At 40.7% G+C, this 15,005-nt stretch carries 15 protein-coding genes and 1 riboswitch; of the genes, 5 read left to right on the forward strand and 10 right to left on the reverse strand.

The genetic code is table 11. The features are described 5' to 3' along the window. Positions 1 to 104 precede the first annotated feature (104 nt). The 5 genes from K0R93_RS17245 to ribD form a co-directional block, all read right to left on the reverse strand. On the reverse strand, positions 105 to 1,634 hold the full coding sequence (locus K0R93_RS17245) for an FMN-binding glutamate synthase family protein (RefSeq protein ID WP_300303987.1): 1,530 nt from the start codon (positions 1,632 to 1,634) through the stop codon (positions 105 to 107). 104 nt (positions 1,635 to 1,738) lie between these two features. Beyond that, the gene (gene ribH / locus K0R93_RS17250; protein ID WP_300303990.1) at positions 1,739 to 2,200 is read right to left on the reverse strand and encodes a 6,7-dimethyl-8-ribityllumazine synthase; all 462 of its coding nucleotides are present in this window, start codon (positions 2,198 to 2,200) and stop codon (positions 1,739 to 1,741) included. A 2-nt stretch (positions 2,201 to 2,202) separates the two neighbouring features. Beyond that, positions 2,203 to 3,411: a bifunctional 3,4-dihydroxy-2-butanone-4-phosphate synthase/GTP cyclohydrolase II gene (locus tag K0R93_RS17255; RefSeq protein ID WP_300303992.1), complete on the reverse strand. Its 1,209-nt coding sequence runs from the start codon at positions 3,409 to 3,411 to the stop codon at positions 2,203 to 2,205. Between the two features lie 278 nt (positions 3,412 to 3,689). After that, entirely contained in the window at positions 3,690 to 4,340 is a 651-nt protein-coding gene (locus K0R93_RS17260) for a riboflavin synthase (RefSeq protein ID WP_300303995.1), read from the reverse strand. A 200-nt stretch (positions 4,341 to 4,540) separates the two neighbouring features. After that, positions 4,541 to 5,641: a bifunctional diaminohydroxyphosphoribosylaminopyrimidine deaminase/5-amino-6-(5-phosphoribosylamino)uracil reductase RibD gene (gene ribD / locus K0R93_RS17265; protein ID WP_300303998.1), complete on the reverse strand. Its 1,101-nt coding sequence runs from the start codon at positions 5,639 to 5,641 to the stop codon at positions 4,541 to 4,543. Positions 5,642 to 5,742: 101 nt separating this feature from the next. Continuing rightward, positions 5,743 to 5,860: riboswitch (FMN riboswitch) on the reverse strand. 307 nt (positions 5,861 to 6,167) lie between these two features. Here ribD and K0R93_RS17270 point away from each other — a divergent pair. From K0R93_RS17270 to K0R93_RS17280, 3 genes are read left to right on the forward strand one after another with little or no spacing between them, the layout of a single operon-like run. After that, entirely contained in the window at positions 6,168 to 7,118 is a 951-nt protein-coding gene (locus K0R93_RS17270) for a metal ABC transporter substrate-binding protein (protein WP_300304001.1), read from the forward strand. A 2-nt stretch (positions 7,119 to 7,120) separates the two neighbouring features. Continuing rightward, positions 7,121 to 7,876 carry a metal ABC transporter ATP-binding protein gene (locus K0R93_RS17275; protein WP_300304004.1) on the forward strand — a complete coding sequence of 252 codons (756 nt, stop codon included), beginning with the start codon at positions 7,121 to 7,123 and terminating at the stop codon, positions 7,874 to 7,876. Between the two features lie 16 nt (positions 7,877 to 7,892). Further along, on the forward strand, positions 7,893 to 8,738 hold the full coding sequence (locus K0R93_RS17280; RefSeq protein WP_300304007.1) for a metal ABC transporter permease: 846 nt from the start codon (positions 7,893 to 7,895) through the stop codon (positions 8,736 to 8,738). Between the two features lie 44 nt (positions 8,739 to 8,782). Here K0R93_RS17280 and K0R93_RS17285 read toward each other — a convergent pair whose 3' ends face one another. After that, positions 8,783 to 9,970: a GNAT family N-acetyltransferase gene (locus K0R93_RS17285; protein WP_300304010.1), complete on the reverse strand. Its 1,188-nt coding sequence runs from the start codon at positions 9,968 to 9,970 to the stop codon at positions 8,783 to 8,785. A 20-nt stretch (positions 9,971 to 9,990) separates the two neighbouring features. After that, on the reverse strand, positions 9,991 to 10,896 hold the full coding sequence (locus tag K0R93_RS17290; RefSeq protein WP_300304013.1) for a DUF2156 domain-containing protein: 906 nt from the start codon (positions 10,894 to 10,896) through the stop codon (positions 9,991 to 9,993). Between the two features lie 379 nt (positions 10,897 to 11,275). Between K0R93_RS17290 and K0R93_RS17295 the strand changes: the two genes are divergently transcribed. Together K0R93_RS17295 and zupT are read left to right on the forward strand one after the other, a co-directional pair. Further along, entirely contained in the window at positions 11,276 to 11,872 is a 597-nt protein-coding gene (locus tag K0R93_RS17295; protein ID WP_300304016.1) for a DUF3793 family protein, read from the forward strand. A 253-nt stretch (positions 11,873 to 12,125) separates the two neighbouring features. Next, positions 12,126 to 12,941 (forward strand): zinc transporter ZupT, encoded by an 816-nt coding sequence (zupT, locus tag K0R93_RS17300; RefSeq protein WP_300304019.1) that lies wholly within the window; start codon positions 12,126 to 12,128, stop codon positions 12,939 to 12,941. A 25-nt stretch (positions 12,942 to 12,966) separates the two neighbouring features. Here zupT and K0R93_RS17305 read toward each other — a convergent pair whose 3' ends face one another. From K0R93_RS17305 to K0R93_RS17315, 3 genes are all read right to left on the reverse strand, one after another. Continuing rightward, complete coding sequence (locus K0R93_RS17305; protein ID WP_300304068.1) at positions 12,967 to 13,389, reverse strand: Fur family transcriptional regulator; 423 nt, start codon at positions 13,387 to 13,389, stop codon at positions 12,967 to 12,969. Between the two features lie 121 nt (positions 13,390 to 13,510). After that, positions 13,511 to 14,458 carry a zf-HC2 domain-containing protein gene (locus tag K0R93_RS17310; protein ID WP_300304022.1) on the reverse strand — a complete coding sequence of 316 codons (948 nt, stop codon included), beginning with the start codon at positions 14,456 to 14,458 and terminating at the stop codon, positions 13,511 to 13,513. Then, positions 14,451 to 14,963: an RNA polymerase sigma factor gene (locus K0R93_RS17315; RefSeq protein WP_300304025.1), complete on the reverse strand. Its 513-nt coding sequence runs from the start codon at positions 14,961 to 14,963 to the stop codon at positions 14,451 to 14,453. Before K0R93_RS17315 ends, K0R93_RS17310 begins: the two co-directional genes overlap by 8 nt. Between the last annotated feature and the right edge of the window lie 42 nt (positions 14,964 to 15,005).

The raw sequence follows: 15,005 nt of genomic DNA on the forward strand, positions 1-15,005 counted from the left end.
TGTAATACAAAAAAATGAAAAAGGCAGTGAATAAAATGCATTCACAACCTTTTTCTGGAGCCGTACTTGCAATCATCAAGCTAAACTTAATGACATTGGATTGTCTACTCTCTTTCTTTTTTTTGTTCTCTGTCATCCTTCTCTTTGTTATCTTCACTATCCTTGCTCTTGCCAATAATAATGCGACGACGAGATTTTTTTTCCTGTTTTTCCTGTTCTTCATGGACCTCCTGGACACCCTTAAACTTATCCTCATATTCATAGGGCTCATAGCACATGGGTACACCACAACCCTTGGAAATCAGTTCGCTCAAGGAGCATAAGTCGCTTTTGTTTACCTCCTTTAAGCTTGTCTTACCCAGGGCGAGAATACCCTTGTCTAGTTCCTGCTTACAGGATTTTAGATAGTTAGCCAGAGAAGCGGCTCCATCTTCGATATTGAATTCGTCCTCAAATTCTCCATCATACCATACCAGTTGAGTAACCGGCTCAAAGGGCAATGTTTTTAATGCTTGGGTATGGGAAACGGTAAATAGGGCAGCATTTCCTATATAGCAGGCTTCTGCACCCAAGGCACATGCCTTTAGCATGTCTCCAGGGGCTCTGATTTTTCCAGAGGCCAAAAGCGTCACATGATCTTTGAAGTTATTTTTATTAAGCCATTCTGCAGCTCGAGAAATAGCAAAAGGTGCTGGTACACCAAAGTCATCCTGAAGGATGGGCACAGAGCCTTTGGTGCCTGCTTCAGCGCTGTCAACACAGATAAAGTCTATACCAGCACTGCAAAGAATATCTAAATCAGCTTCGAGATATTTGCCAGCACCGATTTTAGCACCGATGGGCTTGTCTCCTGTAATATCCTTTAACTTCTTGACCAGTTTGACAAGATCTCTAGGATGCTGCACTTCAGGTTGTCTAGAATGGGCAACAATATCTTTTCCAGTAGGAATTTTAAAGTATTTTCTCATCTCAGCGTCTATATTTTCTGCTTTTGTCCGACTGCCTACACCCCCGATGGCGCCTTGCCCGAATTGTATTTCAATGGCATCTGCTTTACGAAGGGTTTCCTCATCCTTTGCCCAATCGCCCCGATTATACTGAAGAATATAATGTTTGGATTCCTTAAATTCTTCTTCTAGCATAGGGCCCTCACCAGAGGTGGTGGCTGTACCTACTTGGGCGGAAGCCTTGGCAAAGGCGATTTTCACACCCTTAGACAAAGCGGTGCCATAGGCCATAGGGGCAATAAGGATGGGGATGTCTATGGTAAAAGGATGCTTTGATTTTTTTCCAATGATGACCCGGGTATCCACAGGGGTTTCAATTTCCTGGGGCATTACATAGAGCTGTGCAATGCTGAACATGAGATCATCTAGGGATGGAAATTTCCTGGAGGAACCAAGGGGACGGTCTATGGCAACACCGCCTGCTGCACGAAGTTCATTTTCTATAGCTATCTGAACTCCTGTCTTCAGGGTTGCCATGATAATTTCAAAAGCATTTTCATCATAATTATCGGTCATTAGGACTTCAGTATAGGTATTAAAACCATTTGCCATCATTTTGCGTATGATGTACCGAATGGGATGGTAAAGGGGTGAAAAGGCTTTTTGCTTCTTTGATTTATCAGACAATATGGGAACCTCCCTTTATGTAGTATACATACTATTATTCTTATAAAAATAACAAGAAATATACAAAAGAAAAGAGAAGCGAAATCATATCGCTTCTCTTGATATTAAAACTCTTTTAATAGGTTTGCCATTTCGATGGCTGTAACAGCGGCTTCGTAGCCTTTGTTACCAGCTTTTGTGCCTGCCCGCTCAATGGCTTGCTCGATGGTATCTGTGGTCAGAACACCAAAAATTACTGGTACGCCTGTATCCAGAGAAACGCTGGCGACACCTTTGGTAACCTCGTTGGACACGTAATCAAAATGGGGAGTAGAACCACGAATGACAGCCCCTAGACAGATGACGCCATCATATTTTTCAGATGCAGCCATTTTCTTCGCTACTAAAGGAATTTCAAAGGCTCCAGGTACCCAGGCGATCTCCACATCCTTTTCTTCGACGCCATGACGCTTCAGGGCATCCAAGGCACCGCTTAAAAGCTTACCACCGATAAACTCATTGAATCTTCCTACGATGATGCCAAACTTCAAACCTTGGGCAATTAGTTTTCCTTCATAAATTTTCATTCTTATTCCTCCTTAAATTTCAACATATGACCTAGTTTCGCTTTTTTTGTTTGTAAGTAATAGGCATTTCTTTCATTATGGTTCATCTGAATTGGAACTCGTTCTACGACCTCTAAACCATAGCCTGTAAGTCCCGATAGCTTTTTGGGATTATTGGTCATCAGGCGTATTCTCCGGATACCTAGATCGAATAAAATCTGGGCGCCAATGCCATAGTCACGCATATCTTCGGGGAAACCTAAGGCAAGGTTGGCTTCTACTGTATCCATGCCTTGATCCTGTAAAGCGTAGGCTTTTAATTTATTGATCAAACCGATGCCGCGGCCCTCCTGGCGCATATAAAGGAGAACACCACGGCCTTCTTCATCAATGGCCTTCATGGCAGCAGCATATTGATCCCCGCAATCACAGCGCATGGAACCAAAAGCGTCTCCTGTAAGGCATTCTGAGTGGACCCTCACAAGAACTGGATTCCCATCGGAAATATCTCCCTTGACCAAAGCGAGATGGTGCTCACCATTTAGTTTATTTTGATAACCGACAATTCGAAAATCACCATATTTTGTAGGCATACTGGCTTCCGTAACTTTCTCTACCAGCAGCTCATGCTTACGGCGGTAGGCAATTAAATCTGCGATGGTTACAATTTTTAATTGATGCTCCTCGACATAAGGCATCAATTCCTTAACCCGTGCCATGGAGCCGTCTTCATTCATAATTTCACAGATGACACCAGCAGGATATAAACCCGCCAATCTGGCAAAATCAACGGCTGCTTCTGTATGACCAGAACGCTTCAATACACCGCCTTCTCTAGCTTCTAAGGGAAAAATATGACCAGGACGCTTAAAGTCCTCAGGCTTTGTGTCAGAATCAAGGACCTTTAGGATTGTGGCAGAGCGTTCAAAGGCAGAGATTCCGGTGGTGGTTTCCACGGCATCTATGGAGACTGTAAAAGCTGTTTGGTGTAGATCGGTATTTTGGTTAACCATTTGAGGAATCTTAAGTTCTCGAAGTCTTTCTCCAAGGATGGGCATGCAAATTAGCCCACGACCGTATTTGGCCATGAAGTTGATGGCTTCAGGCGTTGCCTTTTCCGCAGCCATGAGCAGATCTCCCTCATTTTCACGGTCTTCATCATCTACAACTACAATAATCTTACCATTTCGTATATCCTCAATGGCTTCTTCAATGGTATTAAACTTGTACATTTTATCACCTCTTCTATAAGTTGAAAGCTAGAATTGCCATTCGCTATTCGCTGCTAGCTACTCGCTAAATCTAGGAATAAAAATCTTTTTCCCATAAGCGAGAAGCGAGGGGCGAGTAGCCTTTGTTCATGTTAAGGAAATTATGGTTTTCAGTTTCATTAACATTGGGGATTTTTAAAGGGGTTCACCCCTTTATGTCTAATATTTGGAGGGTTACAGCGAAGCGTTTCCTTTGATTCTAGAGCATAAAATGCTTTTGTTCTTGTCTTCCTAGGGGGTTATACAAAACCATGCTCTATCAGGAAACTTAAATCCATGCCCTTTTGAGGGGCTGGCTTGTCATTAAAAGTTAAGAAACGTTCAATATACTTTCCGATCATGTCTCCCTCTAGATTTACTTCGTCACCTGGGCTCTTGTTAAGGAGTGTGGTCACGTCCTTGGTATGGGGAATAACAGATACTTTGAAAGTGCTTTCATCCACATAAGCCACTGTCAAGCTAATACCATCAATGGCAATAGAGCCCTTAAGAATGATATACTTTAGTATTTCAGGAGGCGTACTGATGGATACCCAAACGGCATTATCTTCTTTTTTGAAATCCCGTATGATCCCTACACCATCGATATGACCGCTGACCAGATGACCGCCCAAACGGTCACTGAGACGCAAGGCTCGCTCCAGGTTGACTTTGCTTCCTGGGACAACATTTTTTAGATTGGAACGGCCCATGGTTTCAGCCATGATATCCACGGCAAAACTGTGGGAAGTAAAATCTGTAACGGTTAAGCACACACCGTTGGTACAGATGCTATCTCCAAGCTTGACATCTTCTAATACCTTATGGGCTTGGATAACGATCTTGGCGGACTTGGTGCCTTTCAATACGGATTGAACGGTGCCAACCTCTTCTACAATTCCTGTAAACATATAAGGAAAACCTCCTTTCGGCTTATGATTATAGCAATGTATTGATGATACTAAAGTTGTTACTTATTATAAAATTTCTTAATTTATTAGGTTAGCGGTTAGCAGTTAGCAGTAAGAGATTTTTTAAGCCGCTAACGGCTAACTGCTAACCAAATAGGTTATTATCCTTGTACCAATGTAAATTTTGATAAGGATTAAATCTATACCTGCTTATCCAAATACCCTTCGATCAGAATATCCTCATCGAATCGATGAATAGAAATACTTTTAAGCTCTATAGCATCTCTTACAAGGGATTTACCCTGGCCGCCTATAGGGGTTTTTGCATGGGCACCGCCTAATAGCTTCGGAGAGATAAAGGCCATGACTTTGTCCACAATCCCAGCTTCTAAAGCAGCATAGTTTAGGGTGCTGCCGCCTTCAAGGAGGATGCTGTCGAGCTTTCTTTCACCTAGGGCTTTCATTAAATCAGGTAAGCTTACTTGTCCCTGTATGCTTGGAAGCAGGATAACTTCAGCGCCTAACGATTGAAGGGCGAGCAGCTTCTCCTTGGGAATTTGATCTGTTGTGGCAATCAGTGTTTTAGCGCTAGAAGAAAGATGGAGGACCCGGGATTCCAGAGGAATCCGCCCCTGACTATCGACAATAATGCGAACAGGGTCAATCCCTACACCATTTTCTAAACGTGTGGTAAGCATAGGATCATCAGCTAACACAGTGCCGATGCCTACCATGATGCCCGCATATCGATGTCTTAGCTCATGAACATACCCTCTAGACTTCTTATTGGTAATCCACCTGGAATCTCCCGTATGGGCAGCGATCTTTCCATCTAGGGTCATGGCTGTTTTAAGGAGGCAAAATGGACGACCTGTGGTGATATATTTTATGAAGATTTCATTTAATTTTTTTGCCTCATTTTCAAGTACGCCTGTAATAACCTCAATACCATTGGACTTTAGGATATCCACACCTCTGCCTGCCACCAAAGGATTTGGGTCAACCATGGCGATAACTACCTTTTTAATCCCTTTTTCTACAATGGCATGGGCACAGGGCGGTGTTTTGCCATAATGGGAGCAAGGCTCCAGGGTCACATACATGGTGGCACCGCGGACATCCTCTGTGGCATTGTTAAAGGCATTGATCTCGGCATGGGGGCCTCCATAAATCTCATGGTAGCCTTCACCGATGACATGATCCTCTTTTACAATGACAGCACCCACCAAAGGATTGGGGCGGGTATAGCCAATACCTTGTCGAGCCAGCAGTAAAGCCCTATGCATATATTTTAATTCCATGAAATCACCTCAAAAATATAATAAGCCCTGAAAATAGTATTTTCAGGGCTTGTTCATTCTATGTCACGAAAGAGGAAATAAATTACACCTGTGACCTTATTATGTACCTTCTTCCATCCAGACTTTACTGTCGGTACTGGAATTACACCAGTTCAGCAACTTTCGTCGCTCGCGGACTTTACCGCCGGTCGGGAATTACACCCTGCCCTGAAGGTTCTATGTTGTTTGACACAATCTTATCATTAGTCCAAAGAATATGTCAAGAATATTATTTAAAAAATTCAAGCGTCAGAGTAATGTAGATAGAACAAGGCAATAATCCTTAAAAACAAACCTATCCTAAACATATAGCATATATGAATATATGAAAATAGGAATGAATTGCATTTAGAAAAAGATTATGATATATTCATAATAGATGCAAATCATTGTCATTTACATTTTGAATGACCCAAAACCAGTGCAGAAAACGTCGTTAGAAGCTTTAAAACAAACGACTTACATAGAGAAGGAGTGAAGGGAAAGCATGAAACAAAGCAAATTTAAATTATGGAGTATTCTATTGATTTTGATTCTATTGTTTACAGGTGGTTGTAGTAAACCAGTGGAAGAGACCCAAGGGAATACAGAGGAAAAACTGTTGGTATATACAAGCTTTTATCCCATGTATGATTTTGCAAAAAACGTAGGAAAAGATAAAATAGACCTTAAGCTGATGATTCCGCCAGGGGTAGAGGCCCATGACTGGGAGCCTACAGCAAAGATCATGGGAGAAATGGAAAAGGCCGATGTACTCATCTACAATGGTTTGGAAATGGAGCCTTGGATAGAGAAACTCACAGCTTCCATTCAGAGTGATCAACTCATCATTGTAGAAGCATCCCAAGGTACAGACCTTATAGAGGGAGAGGCCCATGAAGATGAGCATGAAGAAGAGGAAGAAGAACATGGAGAATACGATCCCCATGTGTGGCTAAATCCCATGAATGCCATAAAACAGGCGGAGAATATTAAGGATGCCTTTATACAAGCCGATGAAGTTAACAAAGATTTCTATGAAGCAAACTTCAAGGAATATATGGATAGATTAAATGCGTTAGATGAAAAATATAAGCAGGAATTAAGCAATGCGAAGAGAAAAGAGATAGTGGTAGCCCATGCAGCCTTTGGTTATTTGACCAACCGTTATGGATTAGAGCAAGTGGCGATTACGGGCTTATCCCCTCAGGAAGAGCCAAGCGCGGCAAAACTGGCAGAGCTTACGGAGTTTGCAAAGGAATACAATCTAAAGTATATTTTCTTTGAGACATTAACAAGTCCTAGATTAGCTCAGGTATTGGCCAATGAAGTAGGGGCCGATATAGCTGTACTAAATCCATTAGAAGGGCTAACCCAGGAAGAAATCGATGCTGGAAAGGATTACATCACTGTTATGGAGGAAAACCTAGCAGCATTAAAAAAAGCATTAGGAGAATAGGAATGGATAAAGTCATACAAATAAAAGAGGTGTCCTTTGGATACGATGAAAGTTTGGTTTTGGACAATATCAATTTAGATGTTTATGAAGGGGATTATGTAGGCATTGTAGGGCCAAATGGTTCAGCAAAAAGCACATTATTGAAGTTGATGCTGAATATCCTCAAGCCTCAACAGGGAAACATCGAGATATTTGGGCAAAATATCGAGAAATTTAAAGATTGGGGAAAGATTGGCTATGTGGCTCAAAAAGCCACTTCCTTTAACACCAGCTTTCCAGCTACGGTAGAAGAGGTGGTAGGGGCGAATCTATATTCTCATATCGGGTTGTTTCGTAGACTCAATCAAGTCCATAGGGAACGGATCCAGGAAGCATTGAAAGTGGTAGGAATGGAATCCTACTGCAAGCGGTTAATTGGTAATTTGTCAGGGGGCCAGCAGCAGAAGGTATTTATTGCTAGGGCGTTGGTAAGCGCGCCAAAAATTATCTTTCTAGATGAGCCTACTGTTGGGATTGATCTAAAATCTCAAGGAGAATTCTATAAGCTGTTAGAGAAGTTGAATAAAGAGATGGGGATCACCATTGTGATGATTTCCCATGATATTGGTATGATTACAGAAAAGGTGAGCCGGGTGGCCTGTATGGGGGATAAGCGTCTAGTTACCCACCATAACTGCTGTAACGTGCCATTAAGTGAAGTAATGACACAATTCTATGGGGATCAGATGAAGCTTTTGGTTCATCATCACCCCCATTAAGAAGGAGCAGTAGAATATGCTTGAATTTTTACAATATGGATTTATGCAAAGGGCATTATTTGCAGGGATTACCATTGGTATATTGTGTCCCCTCATTGGAATTTTTCTTGTACTGAGAAGAATGTCTTTGATTGGAGATAGCTTGTCCCATGTGGCCCTTGCCGGTGTGGCGGCGGGAATCCTTGGAGGTGTATATCCCTTGTGGACAGCGCTGCTATTTTCTGTGGGAGCGGCCTTGGCCATCGAGAAACTAAGAAAAGCCTATGAGCAGTATGCTGAGCTTGCCATTGCCATTATTCTTTCAGCAGGGATTGGAACTGCCGTGGTATTGGTTAGTTTAGCCAAGGGCTTCAATGTAGATTTATTTGGTTATCTTTTTGGCAGTATTACTACGGTATTAAAAGAAGATACTTGGATGATCGGAGGTTTGGGGATCTTTATCATCGCTGCGGTAAAGCTGCTCTATAAGGAATTGTTCTATATTGCCTTTGATGAGGAAGGGGCACGCTTGGCAGGGGTCCCGGTGAAATGGATTAATGTATTCTTTATTTTGATGATTGCTACAACTATTACTGTATCTATGCGTATTGTGGGTGTACTTCTTGTTTCTTCTTTGATGGTGATTCCAGTGGCTACAAGCTTGCAGATTGCAAAAAGCTTCAAACATGCAACGATTTGGGCCATCATTTTTGCACAGATGGCAGTGATCTCTGGGATTATTGTTTCATACTATTTTGAACTAGCTTCCGGAGGTACCATCGTACTATTGTCTGTTTGTATTTTGCTGATGGTCATGGTTGGAAAAAGCATTAAGAAAAATCTTCGTAAAACCATAAGTAGTTCTACTACAATTAGTGAATGATAGGATAAAAGACCTCGGTGAGAGGTCTTTTATATTTTATGAACTTAGAAATATTCATTGATAAAGTTATTTCTTTGTTGAAAAATAATTTCTAGATTTTTAGAATGCCCCCGGGTGTGCAATTGAACGGCATCTGCAAACAATGCTTGTTCTAGACTAACAGCACCAAAGAATAAACGGGAAAAGCCGTTAATGCTGCAGGATAGATCGGGCTGGATATCCTTTGTCTCTTGAACCGTTGGGATACCGTCCTTGATGATTACGGAAAAGATGCCATTGTTCCAAGGACAGTATGTATCTGAAATTTCCATGGAAAAAGACAGGTTTATATCCTTAGCATAACGGCAGGTTTCCAAAGCATTTTTCACATTAATGACCCTTCCAGCCATGAAAGGAAGAACGCGTATGATATTGGTATGGGTCGGCTTGATGGTATCCCGAAGGAAGAGGAAGTCTAAATCTCCAACAGGGGCAGGCCATACTGCTTTTGAGACCTGGGACTTATGGCGATAGATGAAATGAATCAAAGATTTCTTTGCCCAATAGCTGTTGTAAGCCAGCTCACGGACATTTAAGGCGCCATCCTTTAGGAAATAGAAGATATATCCTGCAGGAGCGCCTGTGTCGTCCACCAGAAGGTAGCTATAGCCGCCGTCATGGCGTAAATCCTGAACAAGAACTTCCCAATCCTTAGGGGTACGCTGGATATAACCATGATATTTTTTTAGGTGTGCCGTATAAATACTTTGAAGCGCATCCCAGTGATCTTTGGCATTAACAGCTGTAAAGTTTCCTTGTGAATGACCAAAGGACTTCAGCATGTCCATGGGAATTTCATAGCGGAGCTGCGAATAGCATAATTCCCAGCCATAAGTGCTATAAAAGCTCGTATCAAAAGGCATAAGAATAGAAACACCATGGCCTTTATGATTCATTTCTATCATGGCAGCAGTCATTAGTTCTTTGGTAAGACCCCTATGACGATAGGCTGGGTTTGTAATGACACCCACCACATAGGAAGTATCGAAGCTATTGCCATTCAACCATAAACGGTATGGGTTTAACTGAAGACAAGCAGCCAAATCATTTTCAATAAAAATACCCACTAGATTCTCCGGTACGAGTACCTCGTCGAAATACCAACTGCAAAAGGGTTCTTGACTCTCAAAGGCATAACGCCACAATGCTTTTGCAGTGTCCATATCCTTCTTTTCTAGACGTCTAATAATCACAATATCCCCCCTGTACACCTCTATATATTAAGAAAAACGTCATACTTTTCAAGCATTTTTATAGGGTTATAGGATTCTTTGGCTTTTCGTAGATAGTCAAAGCCCATGTCCTCTTCCCGATTCACATAGATAACATCTTCGCAGTGATGGATGCAAAACTGTTGATTGATTGCTTGATATAATCCACGGATCTCTGCATTGGCCTTCTCAATATGAACCAGCATGGTATCTTCAGTCAGCTTCTCTCCAAAAGTAAAGGCTTCCAGTTGACCATCCACCCAAATTGCGCTCCCTACAAGCTGTAATTGATCCATATGCTGGAGGGCTTCTTTAATAGCAAACTCCTCATTTTGGAGTAAATCCAACTCTAAATCACTATAATTGCCCGTCTTCAGCCGTTGGGTTAATGCCAAACAATCCCCCATAAGTTCCTTGGTGAGGGGGACATAGTCAAATTCCATGTGCTTACGGAAAAAATTCAAATGGTTTTTCTTACTATGAAGCTTTCTGCCCTTTAGCTCCATCAAATCCTTGGACAAATAGATATAGTCATCATTGTCACGATCTCGTTGGAATCGGAAGTGTTGTGGTGCTATGCTTTCGAAAAACGCTACAACCTCGGCTGGAAGGAACTTAATCATGAAAGGGTGATTTACTTTATCAAAATGCCCTTTTAATACCTCTAAGCTAGCTGGTAAAGCCGCCAAAGCACCTGAATCCTTAAAAAGAGGAGGAAGCAGGAAGGGTTTGTCATAGTATACGCCGGAGATCCATAATAGGTCATCAATTACTCTATATTTCAGTTTATAAAGATGTCGCCACATAAAAAGATTTGTAAAGTTCAGATCGGAAGATCCATAGGGACTAGATTTTAAATAAGCATCAAAAAGCTCTTTATCAGTTATTGCAATGGAATGAGTTAGCATATAATTCTCCTTATTATATATTCATAATCTTATACCGATTACTTATACCCAGTATGCCACAGTTTAAAATGCTAAATACTGGTTTCCTAAATAGTCTATCATGAAAATAATGAATGGTGAATAAGGTGAGGGGAAAATTATTTCTAGCCACGAAAGAAAAAGGGGTATACTATGAGGATATGGATAGGGACATGAAAATATGATAAGAAAGAAAGCAATATTAATAATAACGCCTCAAAGGAGGTGTTTTTGTTTGTAAAGAAATATTCCATGTAGCAGAGATATAGGAATCATGATATAATTAATTGAGACAGATTATCATTATCATTATTTGCGTTATACAAAATATTCCTATGGACTGAGACGGAGGTAAAAGAGGATGGATAAAAATAATACAGGATGCTATTGTCTGAATAATAGTTCTGATGATTTTATAAAATGGCTGATACAGCTGCTAGGACCTGTGCTTTTAGGTGCTAAACCTGCAGAGATACTCAGTTTTCCTAAAAATAATCAAGAGGGTATTAATAAAATGGAAATCATTAAGCAGGTATTCCATTACTGCAGTAAGATAGGATATAAAGAGGTAACAATTTCTAACGGCTGTACCAAATTGTTCTTTTATCATAAAGCTTCTTTAAATCAAGCATTAAGTGATTCAAGAAATCTAAAGTTTTTAAGGCAGCTGGGATACGCCAAAAATTATGACATGGAGGACTATTTAAATCTGCTGTTAAACAAGATGCATTCGGGAGAAATTCCAGATGAGATTGGGTTATTTCTAGGATATCCTCTAAAGGATGTTATAGGATTTATTGGACATTCTTCACTGAAGTTAACCAAGATAAAAGGCTGGAGGGTCTATGGAGATCCGAGGCTTTCAGATGAAAAATATCATTCATTCATGATGGCGAAAAATCACGTAAAAAAAATGCTAGAGTATTCTACACCCATCTATATCGTCCAGTCTGCATAATAGATTCAGAATGCTATCATTACACTAGAAAGATCAGGAGTTGAATGTACATAAGAGGAATGTATAGAATCTATAAACAAAAGGGATATCACTATGAGGGTCCCTTTCTTCACATGCAGAATGATCCTGTATATAAAACATAGAAAAAATTTCTAATATACTAATGGGAATTATCATAAAAATGAGATATTGTTTCACGATGGAATTTTTGGATAATAATAAGAAATGAGAGATATATGAGGGGGATTCAAGGATGGATAACTTATTACTAGCTTTTGGTTTAACGGTGTTTGCTGGACTATCTACAGGAATTGGAAGTGCATTGGCTTTCTTTACAAAAAAAACAAACAAAAAATTTCTCTCCCTAACCCTTGGATTTTCAGCAGGTGTGATGATTTATGTTTCGATGATAGAGATTTTCACGAAGGCTCAAGGCGCTTTAATAAGTGAATTGGGAGAGAAAGTAGGTTCATGGATTACGGTGATATCTTTTTTTGGAGGGATGTTTGTCATTGCGCTGATTGATAAGCTCATTCCATCTTTTGAAAATCCTCATGAGATTCATACCGTAGAAAAAGCGAGAGCACCTCAGGATGTAAAGATGGATAAGGAGAATAAAAGCCTAATGAGAATGGGAGTCTTTACTGCCTTGGCAGTGGCTATCCATAACTTCCCAGAAGGGTTTGCAACTTTGATTTCTGCTATAAAAGACCCAGCGCTGGGGGTTAGTATTGCCATTGCCGTTGCGATTCACAATATACCTGAGGGAATAGCCGTTTCTATACCTGTATTTTATGCGACAGGAAGCCGAAAGAAGGCCTTTCAGTATTCTTTCCTCTCAGGGCTGGCGGAACCAGTAGGAGCCATTGTGGGCTACCTCCTGTTGGCACCGATCATGACAGATATGGTATTTGGTATTGTTTTCGCAGCCGTAGGCGGTATCATGGTATTTATTTCCCTAGACCAGCTGCTGCCAACCGCAAGGGAATATGGAGAGCATCATTTATCCATCTATGGATTGGTTATGGGGATGATAGTCATGGCGGTGAGTTTGTTGTTGTTTATATAAGACCAAGATCTCAATCTTGACACTTCTATTTCTGACACTTTTGGCAGTAACCGTATAATTCAAATTTATGATCTGTAAGGACAAAATTTTTAGAACCAAGCTTTTTCTGCAAATCTTCAATGGGACAAAAATCAATATTTTCTGTTTTACCGCAGCCTTTGCAGATTAAGTGATGATGGTGGGCATCAGAACAGACAAGTTCATAGCTGAAAGTACCATCCTTGATCTGTGTTTTATGGATAATATGGGTGTTCACGAGAATTTCTAGATTTCGATAGATGGTGGAAAAATTGGTTTGGGCAAACTTGTCCTTGGACTTCAAATAGATTTCCTCCGCTGAAAGGAAATGCCCTTGGTGTTCAACCAGTACATCGATAATGGCTCTACGCTGATTGGTCAGCTTATAGCCATATTCTTTTAATTTATCTGCGATATATGTTCTATCCATCACGAAATTCACTCCCAAGGGTTTGATTAATACTATTTTATTATAGTATAACCCGAGATTCAACGAAAAAGAATAGATCCATTAAAAGACCTGGGCAATGCCCAGGTCTTTTGAAAATTTTCTATTGTGCCAGGATAATCGCTCTAGGGAGATTTTCCTTGGTGAAAATGATGGCAATCACATCTCCCACATGAAATCTATCTAGTGTGATACGGTCAAAATAATCTTGATTGTTTACAATGGCATGCTTTACGAGAAGGGTATTTTCTGGGACGAGGAAACGAGAAATTTGCTGGCTTCCGGTATCCATGTGCTGTTCTATATGGATTTGTCCATCCTTAATTTCTAAGATCCTGCCTTCAACGAAATATTCACCTACCGAAGGGTTGGTAGGTAGAACCTCCACGTTGTGGGTTTCACCCTTATTATTTAGATTTGAGATGTACGCAGCTTTCTTTTTCAAGTAAGTCTCCCTATCATTAATAGAAACCTGGAACACTTTGAATCCATCTCTTGTGAGAACCAACCCCACCTTAAGAGAAACATCAATAGGGCCAAACTCCTGGGCAAGAATGCTTTTATATACCTTGAAGCCCTTGGGTGCTATCAGGACAGTATCTTGTTCCACATCCTCCCATGTCTCCCAATCAAAATACTGATCAAAAGAAATCTGCTCTTTGAGATCAACGGCAATTTTTTCTTGGTATACCCACCGGTCTCCTTTCAGGGCATAGGTGACGAAATCCTTGGCTATATTGGTGGGCACAAGCTCTTCGTATTTCATGACAAAATAAGTGCCTAGGATACCGCCTATTAGGGAACTAAGCATCACAGCGATGACCAAGGTATAGAACCATTTACGATAACCTTTCAGGATAGAGCGGACTGATTTTTCCTTGTCTATGCTGGAGGTATCCGTAGATGGCTGGTCGTTCTGCAGTGCTTCGTAAAGGGAAGCACAGTCAGGACATTCTTTTAAATGGACTTCAACAAATTCTTTGCTCTCTTCGCTGAGCAGGTCTTCTATATAGAGTGGCAGCAAATCGCTGACCAATATACACTTATTCATATCGTTCACCCTCCTTTATAAAGTTTACCAGTTTGATTCTTAATCGGTGAAATTTTACCCGGGCTGTATTGGGATTCATCCCGAGGATTTCGGCTATCTCTTCGTAGGAATACTTTTCCCAAACCTTCATATGGAATATTTGCTGTTCCTCTTCCGTCAATTTACCAATGATTCTTTCAATATAATCTGTACTTTCTTTTAACAGATACTGCTGCTCAGGGGAAAGAATCTTGGTATCTATAATTTCTGTAAGAAGTGTTTCAGTAGAAACGGCATTGTATTTATTGGTCTGGCGTACCTTTGAGATAAACAGGTTGCGAGAAATAGTAAATAGCCAGGTTTTAAGCTTTGCAGGTTCCTTCAATTGATGAAGGGATTTTAGTGCCTTGAGAAAGGTATCTTGGGTGATGTCTTGTGCCAGCTCTCGATCATGACACAGAGACAAAGAATATCTAAAGATATCATCATAGTAGCTTAAGCAAAGGCCCTCTAGATTACTGTGCACAGCTGGTTCCTCCTTTCTGCTAGCTTATCCATTAGACGCAGC

The organism is Anaerosolibacter sp., assembly GCF_029240175.1.
In the GTDB taxonomy this organism is placed as follows: domain Bacteria; phylum Bacillota; class Clostridia; order Peptostreptococcales; family Thermotaleaceae; genus Anaerosolibacter.

What these genes read in the sequence shown, in the direction of transcription:
- K0R93_RS17260 (WP_300303995.1), bottom strand. Translation starts at nt 4,340, where the DNA reads ATGTTTACAGGAATTGTAGAAGAGGTTGGCACCGTTCAATCCGTATTG.
- ribH (WP_300303990.1), bottom strand. Translation starts at nt 2,200, where the DNA reads ATGAAAATTTATGAAGGAAAACTAATTGCCCAAGGTTTGAAGTTTGGC.
- K0R93_RS17255 (WP_300303992.1), bottom strand. Translation starts at nt 3,411, where the DNA reads ATGTACAAGTTTAATACCATTGAAGAAGCCATTGAGGATATACGAAAT.
- K0R93_RS17310 (WP_300304022.1), bottom strand. Translation starts at nt 14,458, where the DNA reads ATGAATAAGTGTATATTGGTCAGCGATTTGCTGCCACTCTATATAGAA.
- K0R93_RS17270 (WP_300304001.1), top strand. Translation starts at nt 6,168, where the DNA reads ATGAAACAAAGCAAATTTAAATTATGGAGTATTCTATTGATTTTGATT.
- K0R93_RS17295 (WP_300304016.1), top strand. Translation starts at nt 11,276, where the DNA reads ATGGATAAAAATAATACAGGATGCTATTGTCTGAATAATAGTTCTGAT.
- K0R93_RS17275 (WP_300304004.1), top strand. Translation starts at nt 7,121, where the DNA reads ATGGATAAAGTCATACAAATAAAAGAGGTGTCCTTTGGATACGATGAA.
- K0R93_RS17305 (WP_300304068.1), bottom strand. Translation starts at nt 13,389, where the DNA reads ATGGATAGAACATATATCGCAGATAAATTAAAAGAATATGGCTATAAG.
- K0R93_RS17290 (WP_300304013.1), bottom strand. Translation starts at nt 10,896, where the DNA reads ATGCTAACTCATTCCATTGCAATAACTGATAAAGAGCTTTTTGATGCT.
- ribD (WP_300303998.1), bottom strand. Translation starts at nt 5,641, where the DNA reads ATGGAATTAAAATATATGCATAGGGCTTTACTGCTGGCTCGACAAGGT.
- K0R93_RS17280 (WP_300304007.1), top strand. Translation starts at nt 7,893, where the DNA reads ATGCTTGAATTTTTACAATATGGATTTATGCAAAGGGCATTATTTGCA.
- zupT (WP_300304019.1), top strand. Translation starts at nt 12,126, where the DNA reads ATGGATAACTTATTACTAGCTTTTGGTTTAACGGTGTTTGCTGGACTA.